The organism is Mycolicibacterium celeriflavum, from assembly GCF_010731795.1.
Classification (GTDB): Bacteria; Actinomycetota; Actinomycetes; order Mycobacteriales; family Mycobacteriaceae; genus Mycobacterium; species Mycobacterium celeriflavum.
In genome coordinates this window covers 4,747,430-4,759,483 of sequence record NZ_AP022591.1, presented here as the reverse complement: position 1 = coordinate 4,759,483, position 12,054 = coordinate 4,747,430, and the positions used below count along the sequence as shown (strand labels likewise).

Here is a 12,054-nt window from a genome sequence, read left to right as displayed (position 1 = left end):
CTCGCGGTGGAAACTCAGCCGGCCAGCGCGATGTGGTGGGCGCCGTCGACCGCGGCGTACCTCTGCGGGCTGCAGGTCAACACGATCACCTGGCCGTCACCGCCAACCGCGTTGAACACCGCACCCATCTTGACCAGCCGGTCGGGGTCCGTGAACCCGAGCGCGTCGTCGATGACCACCGGCACGCTGTCCTCCTTGGCCACCAGCGAGGCACTGGCCAGCCGCGCCACGATGCCCAGCTGCTCCTTGGCCCCGCCGGACAGCGACTCATACGGCACCGTCCGGCCTGACAGCGTGCGAGTGCAGATTCGCAGCGCACTGTCGACCTCGACCTCGAAGTCGTCACCGAACACCATGCGGCCCAACCGCTCCACCTCACTGCGGAACGGGTCGACGTAGCGCAACCGGGTGGCGTCCCGGTGCCGCGCCAACACCGATCGCAACAGTTGCGCCGCCCGGGCACGCCGCTGCACCCGTGAGTACTCCACGAAGGCGTGCTCGCGCTCGGTTTCGGCATCGTCGAGTTTGCCCTTGCGCCCTTCGGTTCCGTAGAGCTTCAGCTGGGTGGTGACCTCGCGCAGGGCCTCGGCGACCTCATCGTGGCTCGCCGCCAAGGCATCCGCCCGGCGCGCGGCGTCGTTCAGCGCGGCTGCGACGGTATCCGGCGCGGTACGGGCCAATTCGCCGCTCAGCTCGGTGACCAGAGTGGCCGCCCGCTGCGCTTCGTCGGCATGTGCCTGCGCCGTCACCGCCAAGTCGTCGTCGCCGACTTCGGCCCGCTGCCCGTCCAGCCGTTCGCGCGCCAGCCCAAGCTCTGCCTGTGCTCCGGTGAGCTTCTCGGTCAGTACGGTGAGACGAGTCTCGCGCTGCCGCAGTCGCTTTGCGGCCTCTTCGCCGACTCTACGGTGCGTCTCGCAGTCGGCGATCGCCTGCTTCTGCGCGGCAGTTGCGGCGTCGAGTTCGGCACGGGCGGCGTCCGAGTCGACGTCGAACAGTTCGGTGACCGCCGGCTGGCCCTCGGTCAGGTCGGCCAGCCGCGCCCTGAGCTGTTCGACCGATTCGTCGCCGGCCAGTGCCTCGCTGGTCGCACACAGCCGGTCACGGGTGCCCGTCAGTTGCCGACGACGCTGGTCGAGGGCTCGTGCCGCGGCGACGTCGTCGGCCCCGCAGAGTTCGAGCGCCGATGCCAAAGTCTGCTGTGCCGCATCGAGTTTGGCCCGAGTTTGTGACGCCGGCGTACCCGGAACCAGACGGAAAGTCAACAAATCCGGCACATCGACGGCGGTCTCGGCGCTCACGCTGGTCGCCCACGTCTCACCGGCACCGAGCCTGACTGTCTCGCCGCCCACGCTCACCTCGACGTCGGCGGTCGCGGTCAGCTCGATCTGCGCCGACGCAAACTCCACCTGTCCCATCGCCACGTCGACCGCCGCCTTGGCGGCCTCGATGGCCCGCATACCCTCGTCGCACAGCCGGATCTCGTCGAGTTCGGCCTGCACCCGTTCGAGCTCACGCCGGGCGGTGTCGATCTTCGCCAACCGTGCAGCGATCCGATCCGCTTCGTCGCGATCGGCGAGCTGCTGAACCGATCGACGCGCCGCTTCGACCCGGGTCTGGGTCGCTTCCAGAGCGCTTCGCGCCTGCTCGGCCTCGACTTCGGCGGCCTCGGCCACCTCGGCGGCCGCCGACTGTTCTTCGGCGGCCGCGGCGACGGCTGCCTCCAGATCGGCGATCGAGGCGGCCCGCTGCTCGATGTCGGTGCGCGACCGCCGTCGTTGGTCGACCGCGGCCCGCGATGTGTCGTGGTTGGCCTGTGCCGCAGCGGCAACCAGCTCCGCTTCCTTGAGCTGGCGAGCCAGCACGGCCACCGCCTCTGCGGCCTCCTGCGCCGCGGCGAGTCCCGTTGCCGCGTCGGCCCGCTGCGCTTTCAGCCGGGCGAGTTCCTCGGTGAGGGCGGCGTGCCGACGCACCGCGTCGTCGACCTCCGCGACGGCGGCCGCCGCCTCGGCCAGCGCCTCCTCGGCGGCCCGCAACCGGTTGGTGGCCGCGGCCCACTCGCCGGTGGGCCTGCCGGTCCGGGTGAAGTAGCGAAGATACTCCTCTTCGACGCGGTCGATCAGAAGCGGCTCGGTGCCCGACAGTGCCACCGCCTCACCGGCGGCCACATCGAGCGCGCGGGACAGCGCGTCGCAACCGGACAGGTCCACCGCCGCGGTCGACGACGACTGCAACACCCGCTGGGCCTGCCACAGGCAGGTGTCGACGGTTTCCTCGAGCATGCCCCGGACGCGCTCGTGCGCCTCGTCGCCGGTGAGCTGCTCGCGCTGCGGCGCCAGCACGGTCAGCTCGGTCTCGAAGCGCTTGTGGAACCGCTTGCGGTACACGAATCGGTATGGCCCCGTGGAGATCTCGGCGGTGACCTCGGCGCCGACGTCGGCGTGTGTCGGCTTGACCTCTTTGACCTCTTTCTTCGATGACCGGTCCTTGGCCTCCAGCAACAGGTCGAGCGCCTCGATCATCGACGACTTGCCGATCTCGTTGGCCCCGCTGACCACCACCACACCGCGGTCGGGAAATTCGATCTCGCGGTAAGTGATTCCGCGGTAGTTGGTCAGGACCAGGCGGTGCAGTTTCACGCCGCACCTCGATCCGACAGCCGCAGCAGCAGTGCGAGCGCGGCCCGCGCGTCGTCGGCCGCCTCGCCGTCCGAACGGGCCGTCCCGACCAATTCGTCGACCGCCGACGCCGCGAATCCGCCGATGCCGAGGTCGTCGAACTCACCGTCGGCGGGCATCACCGCGATGTCGGTCTGCTTCTCCCACAGGCTCAACGCCGCGAACAACCGGTCGTACTTGTCCAGGCACCGATCCAGTGCAGCCTTGTCGGTGACGGTCAGCGATCCGGTCAGCGCCAGGCGCACCACGGTGCGTTCCTTGTCCGGCAGCAGGTCGAGGTTGATGTCCAGGTCGGTGACGTCACGGCCGCTGTCGACCCCACGGCGAAGCGTGACGAACCGCCAGCGGCCCACCTTCCGCGGTTCGACGCGAGCCGGGTGCGCCGGGTCATCCTCGTCGACGTCGACGATCAGCACATGCCCCGGGTCGGCCTCGATGTCGTCGTAGTTGGTGACCTCCGGAGACCCGGAATACCAGATCCGCCCGGTGGACCCGACCTGCATCCGAGAGTGCTTGTCGCCCAGCGCCACATAGTGCACCACGCCTCGGTCGATGGCCGCCTCGAGCGCCGCCAGCCGGATCAGCGACGGCCGGTCCTTATCGGGCACGAAGATGTCGACACCGCCGTGGCCGACGACGATTCGCACGGCACCGTCGGCGGATAGGTCGGCGAGCACATCCGCGACCGGATCAGACGACGGCGCCTTCGACGTCCATGGCGCCGCCACCAACTGCACACCGGGGCGCACCTCGTGCACGCCCGCGCGGGCGAGGACCGTCACGTTGTCGGGACATTCGGTGGTGAACAGTGCGCTGGTGTACACCGACGAGGCATCCAGCGGATCGTGGTTGCCGGGCAGCAGGTACACCGGAACACCGATGGCACGCATGGCCTCCAGCGACTGGCTGACATCGCGCGGCGCGAGCTGGTTGTGCTCGAAGACGTCGCCGGCGACGACCACGAACTCCGCGCCGGACTCGGCGGCCACGCGCCCGAGTTCGGCCACCACGTCGCGGCGCGCGGCCGAATAACGGGGCTGCGCCTCGCCATTGAGGAAGTACCGGGTCATGCCGAGTTGCCAGTCGGCAGTGTGCACGAATCGCATCTCGGCCCATCCCTTCTGCTTGCGTGTTTGCCAGGCATCGCGAGTGTAGGGCGGTGCCCCGACAAGTCCCGGGAGGTGCGTCGGCATGCCTTACCGTGAGACCGGTGACCAGTCCGGTGACAAAGGTGAATCGCACGCTTCTGCTGCTCCGGCACGCCAAGTCCGACTACCCGGCGGGCGTGGCCGATCACGACCGCCCGCTGGCCCCGCGGGGGGTGCGCGAGGCCGGGTTGGCCGGCGATTGGCTGCGGGCGCAGTCGACCCCGGTGGACGCGGTGCTGTGCTCGACCGCGACCCGCACCCGCGAGACACTGGCCCGCACCCGTGTCGCCGCACCCGTCGAGTACGTCGACCGCATCTACGACGCGACGCCGGGCACGGTGATCGACGAGATCAACCGGGTGCAGACACGTTTCGACTTCCAGGTGCAGACGCTGCTGGTCATCGGGCACGAGCCGGCGATGTCCGGCGTCGCCCTGGGGCTGGCCAACGCAGAGGACAGCAACAAGACTGCGGCCGAGCAGATCTCGATGAAGTTCCCGACCTCATCGATCGCGGTGCTGCGCACCGAGCGGCCGTGGGATCAGCTTGGCCTCGACGGCGCCGCGCTGGTCACCTTCCACGTGGCGCGTTAGGCGCGGGTGGCGAGCGTCAATTCCATCAGCTTCAGCGCCATCCCGCAGGCGTCGATCCCGGGCGCCTGCGGATTGACCCACCAGCCCACGACACCGGCGGCGTCGCTGGCCACGCCGCACGCGCCGTTCGGATCGTTGGGCTGCATCACGATCGACTGGATGCCGGCCACCCGGCGGTCTTCGATCCGGTAGTTCAGCCGCTGGGCGACCTCGCGTTCGTGGTCGAGATCGCCCATCTCGAACCAGAACCTGGTGATGTCGACCAGACCCGACGGGTTGGCCGCCTGCCACCGACACACCGCGCCGACGAATGTGCTCTGAATGTCCAGCGGATCGGCGCCCACGGTTTCGGCGAGGATGTCCTCGGTCAGCACCTCGCACTCTTTGAGCAGGTTCGGGTACTGCCGCTCGGAGTCCTCGTTGCGCGGTCCGCCACCCGAGCCCGATTTGGCCGCGGTGCCCTCCACCGTCCGCGTGCAACCGATCAGCACGGAGAGGGCGGCGAGCACCGCGAGCAGGCCCGCGAGCAGCCGACGAACGGACGCGGTTCTCATTCGGAATTCACAATCGATTGGCGGGTCAGTTCCTTGGCCACTTCGCAGGGATCCGGGAACGGCTTCGCGGCGTAGCTGATCGACCACTCGATGAAGTCGTCGTCGAACTGGATGCCGATCTCACACAGGTTGACGCCGTTGATCGGATCCTCGCTGTAGCCGATGAACCCGTCGTGGCCTTCGATGCTGATGTCCTCGACGCTGGTGCGCGACAGCTCCATGGTCTTGCGCTCTCGGCCGATGGGGCTGCCCCGGAACCAGGTGAACGAGAAGTGCGGGCCCAAGATGCTGCCGCCGGACAGCCACTGGCAGCCGACCGAGGTCTTGGCGGTGTTGACCAACCCCGGCACCCGGGTCTGCTTGGTGATCTCCTGGTCGCTGATACCGCCGCATTCCGGAAAAAACGGACCGTGCGAGACGTTCTCCGTCGGCGGCGGGCTGTCCTCGGGCACCTGCGGGCCGGCCGGTTCGGAATCCGAGCATGCGGCGACCAGCGGGATGACCGCCGCGGCCGCAACCGCCAGGCAGCGGGTCATACGCGTGCTGTGGGTCACGCCATGCACTGTAGCGGCAGCCTCCGGGGTCAACCACCGACATGTCGGTTGACCTGCTGATTCATCCGGTGTGCGACAGTAACTGGATGCTATGGGCGCTGCTGCGACAGTACGCGCGGCCATACCGGGCACCGCTCGCCGCCGTCGCCACGCTGCAGTTGATCAGCACGCTGGCGTCGCTGTACCTGCCGACCGTCAACGCGGCGATCATCGACGACGGCGTCACGACGGGCAACCTGCGCAGGATCATCGAGTTGGGCGGCGTGATGCTTGCGGTCACAGCGCTCCAGGTGGTGTGCGCGGTTGGCGCGGTGTACTTCGGATCGCGGGCGGGCATGGGAGTCGGTCGTGACCTGCGTTCCGCGCTCTTCCACCACGTCACCGGGTTCTCGGCGGAGGACACCGCACGGTTCGGTGCGCCGTCGCTGCTGACCCGCACCACCAACGACGTGCAGCAGATCCAGCTTTTGGTGCAGCTGACCTGCACGATGCTGGTCACCGCTCCGATCATGTCGGTCGGCGGCATCTTCATGGCCGTGCATCAGGATGCCGGCCTGTCATGGCTGCTTCTGGTCAGTGTGCCGATCCTGGCCCTGGCCAACTACTGGATCGTGCGCCACCTGCTGCCGATATTCCGCCGAATGCAGCGGCAGGTCGACGGCATCAACCGGGTGATGCGCGACCAGCTCTCGGGCCTGCGGGTGATCCGCGCGTTCGCCCGGGAGCCGTTCGAGCGCAACCGGTTCGCCGAGGCCAACCACGCGTTGGCCGACACCGCACTGGAGGCCGGCCGGTGGCAGGCGCTGATGCTGCCGACCACGACGCTGGTCATCAACATCTCGAGCGTCGCACTGATCTGGTTCGGTGGGATGCGCATCGACGCCGGACAGATGCAGGTCGGCTCGTTGATCGCGTTCCTGGCCTACTTCATGCAGATTCTGATGGCCGTCCTGCTGGCGACGTTCATCCTCGTCATCATCCCGCGCGCGTCGGTGTGCGCCGAACGCATCACCGAGGTGCTGTCCGTCTCACCGCACATCACCAGCCCGCAGCACCCGGTCCGGCCGGAAAGGATCGAGGGACAGGTCCGGCTCGAGGGCGCGACGTTCTCCTATCCGGGCGCTGAACGTCCTGTGCTGCAAGATATTTCGCTGACCGCCCGACCCGGTACGACGACGGCCGTGGTCGGCTCCACCGGCTCCGGTAAGTCGACGCTGGTGTCACTGATCTGCCGGATGTACGACGTGACGGGCGGTTCGGTTCGACTCGACGGCGTCGACGTGCGCGAGTACGACCCCGAGCACCTGTGGTCGGTGATCGGCCTGGTGCCGCAGCGCGGCTACCTGTTCTCGGGCACCGTCGCCGACAACCTGCAACTGGGCGCGGTCCCGGGACATGTGGCCACCGAGGACGAGATGTGGGAGGCGCTACGGGTGGCCGCGGCCGACGATTTCGTGCGCGCCCACGCCGACGGCCTGGCCCTGCGGGTCGCGCAGGGCGGGGCGAACTTCTCGGGCGGGCAGCGGCAACGGTTGGCCATCGCCCGCGCGGTCATCCGTCGCCCCGCCGTGTACTTGTTCGACGACGCGTTCTCCGCGCTCGACGTACACACCGACACCCGAGTGCGCTCCGCGCTGCGCGAGGTGTCGGCGGATGCGACGGTCATCGTTGTCGCACAGCGCATCTCCACCGTCACACAGGCAGATCAGATCGTCGTCATCGACGACGGTCGGGTCGTCGGCGTGGGAACCCACGAAACCCTGCTGGCGGAATGCGCCGAGTACGCAGAGTTCGCCGATTCGCAGTCGCTCGCCGAAGTGGGTGATGCGCAGTGACGGGACCGATGGCGCGGCCGATCCGCGGCATGGCGCAGCCACCGACCCAGCGGTCCCGCGACTTCACCGGATCGGCGATCCGACTGGTCAAGCGGCTCACCCCGCAGCGCGGCCTGACCGCGGCGGTGATCCTGCTGGGTGTCGGCGGCATCGCGATCAGCGTCATCGGGCCGCGAATCCTCGGGCACGCCACCGATCTCTTGTTCAACGGTGTCATCGGGCGCCAACTCCCCGCGGGCCTGACCAAGGGGCAGGCGATCGAGGCCGCGCGGGCCCATGGCGACGACACCTTCGCCGACCTGCTGTCGGGGATGAACGTCGTTCCCGGCCGCGGTATCGACTTCGGCGCCGTCGGCCGCACCCTGCTCCTCGCACTGTGCCTGTATCTCGTTGCCGCGCTGTTGGTCTGGCTACAGGCGCGGCTTCTCATCGTCGCGGTGCAGCGGACCATGGTGACGCTGCGCTGCGACGTCGAGAACAAGGTCCACCGGTTGCCGCTGTCCTACTTCGACTCTCGCCAGCGCGGCGAGGTGCTCAGCCGGCTGACCAACGACGTCGACAACATCCAGACCTCGCTGTCGATGACGATCAGCCAGTTGATGACGGCCGTGCTGACGGTGCTTTCGGTGCTGGTGATGATGCTGACGATCTCGCCGCTGCTGACCCTGCTGACGGTGGTGACGGTGCCGCTGTCGCTTTGGGCGACCCGGGTGATCGCACGCCGGTCGCGACGATTGTTCGTCGCGCAGTGGGCGAACACCGGACGGCTCAACGCCCACATCGAGGAAACCTACAGCGGTTTCACGATCGTCAAGACGTTCGGCCACCGCGCGGCCGCCCAGGAACGCTTCCGCGAGTGCAACGACGACGTCTACCATGCCGCCTTCGGCGCGCAGTTCTTCTCGGGTCTGGTGTCCCCCGCCACCACGTTCATCGGGAACCTGAGCTATGTCGCGGTGGCGGTCGTGGGCGGACTGCAGGTGGCCACCGGCCAGATCACGCTCGGCAACATCCAGGCCTTCATCCAGTACGTCCGCCAGTTCAACCAGCCGTTGACGCAGGTGGCCGGCATGTACAACGCGATGCAGTCCGGCGTGGCCAGCGCCGAGCGGGTGTTCGACCTACTCGACGCCGAGGAGGAACAACCCGACCCGGCGGCCGATCCGGACGGACGTTCGCGGGAGTTGGCAAGTCGGGTGGAATTCGCAGACGTCACGTTCGGCTACCACCCCGACACACCGGTCATCGAGAACGTGTCGCTGATCGCCGAACCCGGCAGCACGGTCGCGATCGTCGGGCCGACCGGCGCCGGCAAGACCACGCTGGTGAACCTGCTGATGCGGTTCTACGACGTCGACTCCGGTCGGATACTGGTTGACGGCGTGGACATCTCGACGGTGCGCAGGGCTTCGCTTCGATCGCGGATCGGAATGGTGCTGCAGGACACCTGGTTGTTCGGCGGCACCATCTACGACAACATCGCCTACGGCAGGCCCGACGCCTCGGAGGACGAGGTGCTCGCGGCCGCGAAAGCCGCGTACGTCGACCGGTTCGTGCACATGCTCCCCGACGGGTACCAGACTCACGTCAGCGACGACGGCGGCACGATCAGCGCCGGTGAGAAGCAGCTCATCACGATCGCCCGTGCGGTGCTGGCCCGGCCGCGACTGCTGATCCTCGACGAGGCCACCAGTTCGGTCGACACCCGCACCGAGCTGCTGATCCAGCACGCCATGGCCGAACTACGCCGGGACCGCACGAGTTTCATCATCGCCCACCGGCTTTCGACGATCCGCGACGCCGACGTGATCGTGGTGCTCGAGGCGGGCCGGATCGTCGAACGCGGCAACCACGCCGAACTTCTCGCTAAGCGTGGTGCTTATTGGTCCATGACGCAGGCCTGACCGCCGTACGCTCAAGACGATGAGCAAGACCGTCTACACCTTCTGCCGATACTGCCTGGCGTCGTGCGGCCTCGAGGTGACGGTCAACGACAACCGGGTCACCAAGATCGCCCCCGACAAACAGAACCCGCACAGCTGGCAGGACTTCTGCGCCAAGGGTCGCACCGCACACGAACTCGTCGAACACCCGCGACGGATCCTTCACCCGATGCGCCGCGTCGGCGACTCCTACGTCGAGGCCACCTGGGACGAGGCCATCAGCGATATCGCCGCCAGGATGAATGCCGCGATCCAGGCGGGCGGTCCCGACGCGGTCGGCGTCTATTACGGCAATCCATCGGGGTTCTCGTCGTCGAACATCATCTTCATGAACGGCTGGCTGGACGCGATCGGCACGCACAGCCGCTACTTCGTCGGCTCGGTCGACCAGAACGCGATGCACGTCGTCGCCGCCGCGATGTACGGGTCGATCCTGATGGCGCCCGTGTCCGATATCGACAACTGCGACTACTTCCTTCTGGTCGGCACCAACCCGGCGGTGAGCGCGTGGAACTGGCTGGAGACCGTGCCCGGCGGGTGGCGGCGCGCACTCGCCCGTCAACAACAGGGCGCCACGATCGTCGTGGTCGACCCGCTACGCACCGAATCCGCCGAGAAGGCCGACGTGCATCTCGCGGTGCGGCCCGGACTGGACTGGGCGCTGCTGCTGGCCATGGTGAAGGTCATCCTCGACGAGGGCCTCGAACATCGCGGCGACTGCACCGAACTCGCCACCGGCGTGGACGATCTGCGCGCACTGGTCGCCGATGCGGACCTCGATGATCTGGCCGCCCGCTGCGACATCGCCCGCGACCGGATCGAGCGGGTCGCCCGCGACTTCGCCGCTGCGCGCGGGGCCATGGTGGTCACCCGGACCGGGGTCTCGCTGCACCTGACCGGCACCGTCGCGGAGTGGCTGGGGCACGTGCTCAACGTGATCACCGGCCGGATGGACCGCCCCGGCGGGCGTCGCTACGAGCCCGGCTACGTCGACGCGATCCGGATGTCGGCGATGGTCAAGACCAAGCCGCACCACAGCCGACTGCTGGGCCGCGAGATGGTCGCGGGGGCACACGCGCTCAGCGAATTGCCCGATGAGATCACCACTCCCGGCCGCGGTCAGATCCGGGCGATGCTGATCAACTGTGGCAATCCCGTGGTCTCCGGGCCCGACGGCGCCAAACTCGACCGCGCGTTGGCCGACCTCGACCTGCTCGTCGCCATCGACTTCGTCCAGCGCGAGAGCCACCGACACGCGCACTGGCTGCTGCCGGCGGCCCACTGGCTGGAGCGCAGTGACCTGCTCGCGTTCACCAGCAACATGCACGATGAGCCGTACCTGCACTACGGGGCCAAGGCCGTCGAGCCGCCGCCGGACGTCCGGCAGGAATGGCGGATCTTCACCGACCTGGCGATCGCGATGCGCAGACCTTTGTTCCGTGCCCGCGGCCTCAACGGGTTCATCACGGCGACGCGGGCGTTGGCACGGCTGACCCGCAAGCCGGAACTGGAGTTCGGACCGCACTGGATCGACCGGCTGGTCGTCGCGACCGGACGAAAGTTCAACGGGCGCAGGATCAAATGGCGCGACGTCATATCGCATCCGCACGGCTGGGTGCTCGGCCCCCGCGAATTCGGGCATTTCCGCGAGGCGCTGCGAACCGACGACAAGAAGGTGCACGCCGCGCCGCCGGAGTTCGTCGCGCGGGCCCGCGAACTGCTCGCCGGACCGCATCCCGAGCCGCCCGTCGGCTATCCGTTCCAGCTGGCCAACCGCAGACACCGGCACTCGATGAACTCGTGGCTCAACGACCTGCCCGGCCTACATCCGGCGGGTAAGGGCAACGACGTCGTCATCCACCCGAAGGACGCCGCCGACTTGGGAGTGACCGACGGCGATCTGGTCAGGATCATCTCGCCGGTCGGAGCGATCGAGTTGAGGGCGGTGGTGAACGATCGGCCGCGTCAAGGCGTGATCATCGTCGACCACGGCTGGGGCTCAAGGGTTTTCGATCCCCGCGGCCGCGCCGAGCCGATTGTGTACGGCGCCAACCGCAATCTGCTGATCGACGGTGGACCGGTGGACCCGCTGTCGCAGACGTCGGCGCTGAGTTCGGCCTTCGTCGCGGTGGAGCGGGCGACGAGCTAGAGCTTGGGTCCCTCGGCGCGTAGGTCATCGACGTTGCGCATCGCCTCACGCAGCTTGCCCAGCCACTCCTCGGCGTGTTCGCCGACCAGTCGCACCGACCACGCCAGCGCGTCGGAACGGGACCGCGCCACACCGGCGTCCACCAGCGTGTCGAGCACCTGCCGCTCGGGCTGGCGCAGCCGGGTCATGACCGGAACGGCCAAGCGGGTGAACAGGATTTGTTCGGCGGTTTCGCCAGCGCCCACCTGGACGCCCCACGCCACTTTGCGTCCGTAGCGCGCCTCGGCCTCGTCCGCGATGTGCATGCGCTCGGCCCGGGTCTCTTCACGGAACCGCGCGACCCGTCCGGATGCGCGCGCCTCACTTTCGCCGCCCTCGGGTTCGGGCAGGCGACCGATGACCGTGATCTCCTCGCGGTCGACGACCACGGTCGGGTCGCCCGCGAACCAGCCCTCGGGAAGCCGGCCGGCGAACCAGTCTGGCGCGTCGCCGGCATCGGGTTGCTGAGCCTGTTGCCAGCCGCCCGGACGGCGCCGGCCATGGATGTTGTGTCTCATGATTACATGATTACTCTGTTACAGCCCGCTTGAGGAAAATTCATCT

General features: G+C 68.2%; 9 protein-coding genes. 4 read left to right on the top strand and 5 right to left on the bottom strand.

Annotated features, from left to right (window positions below):
* Nucleotides 1–14: 14 nt before the first annotated feature.
* Both G6N18_RS22880 and G6N18_RS22875 read right to left on the bottom strand, forming a co-directional pair.
* On the bottom strand, nucleotides 15–2,636 hold the full coding sequence (locus G6N18_RS22880; protein WP_083005715.1) for an AAA family ATPase: 2,622 nt from the start codon (nucleotides 2,634–2,636) through the stop codon (nucleotides 15–17).
* Complete coding sequence (locus G6N18_RS22875; RefSeq protein ID WP_083005756.1) at nucleotides 2,633–3,781, bottom strand: metallophosphoesterase family protein; 1,149 nt, start codon at nucleotides 3,779–3,781, stop codon at nucleotides 2,633–2,635. The genes G6N18_RS22880 and G6N18_RS22875 overlap by 4 nt, the downstream gene beginning before the upstream one ends.
* 104 nt (nucleotides 3,782–3,885) lie before the next feature.
* Here G6N18_RS22875 and G6N18_RS22870 point away from each other — a divergent pair, with 104 nt between their 5' ends.
* Entirely contained in the window at nucleotides 3,886–4,416 is a 531-nt protein-coding gene (locus G6N18_RS22870) for a SixA phosphatase family protein (RefSeq protein WP_407663536.1), read from the top strand.
* Here G6N18_RS22870 and G6N18_RS22865 read toward each other — a convergent pair.
* Nucleotides 4,413–4,970 (bottom strand): DUF3558 domain-containing protein, encoded by a 558-nt coding sequence (locus G6N18_RS22865; RefSeq protein ID WP_083005719.1) that lies wholly within the window; start codon nucleotides 4,968–4,970, stop codon nucleotides 4,413–4,415. The two genes, G6N18_RS22870 and G6N18_RS22865, sit on opposite strands and share 4 nt — an antisense overlap.
* Nucleotides 4,967–5,533: a DUF3558 domain-containing protein gene (locus G6N18_RS22860; protein ID WP_067215664.1), complete on the bottom strand. Its 567-nt coding sequence runs from the start codon at nucleotides 5,531–5,533 to the stop codon at nucleotides 4,967–4,969. Before G6N18_RS22860 ends, G6N18_RS22865 begins: the two co-directional genes overlap by 4 nt.
* Before the next feature lie 77 nt (nucleotides 5,534–5,610).
* On the opposite strand from G6N18_RS22860, the gene G6N18_RS22855 reads away from it, so the two are divergent.
* The 3 genes from G6N18_RS22855 to G6N18_RS22845 are packed head-to-tail and all read left to right on the top strand — an operon-like array spanning nucleotide 5,611 to nucleotide 11,451.
* A complete protein-coding gene (locus G6N18_RS22855) occupies nucleotides 5,611–7,359 on the top strand; it encodes an ABC transporter ATP-binding protein (RefSeq protein ID WP_083005762.1) in 1,749 nt (582 codons plus the stop codon).
* A gap of 8 nt (nucleotides 7,360–7,367) precedes the next feature.
* Nucleotides 7,368–9,263 carry an ABC transporter ATP-binding protein gene (locus G6N18_RS22850; protein WP_083005766.1) on the top strand — a complete coding sequence of 632 codons (1,896 nt, stop codon included), beginning with the start codon at nucleotides 7,368–7,370 and terminating at the stop codon, nucleotides 9,261–9,263.
* Nucleotides 9,264–9,282: 19 nt separating this feature from the next.
* The gene (locus G6N18_RS22845) at nucleotides 9,283–11,451 is read left to right on the top strand and encodes a molybdopterin-containing oxidoreductase family protein (protein ID WP_083005722.1); all 2,169 of its coding nucleotides are present in this window, start codon (nucleotides 9,283–9,285) and stop codon (nucleotides 11,449–11,451) included.
* Here the strand turns inward: G6N18_RS22845 and G6N18_RS22840 are convergent.
* Nucleotides 11,448–12,008 (bottom strand): ATP-binding transcription factor AbmR, encoded by a 561-nt coding sequence (locus tag G6N18_RS22840; RefSeq protein WP_083005726.1) that lies wholly within the window; start codon nucleotides 12,006–12,008, stop codon nucleotides 11,448–11,450. The genes G6N18_RS22845 and G6N18_RS22840 overlap by 4 nt on opposite strands.
* Nucleotides 12,009–12,054: the final 46 nt, after the last annotated feature.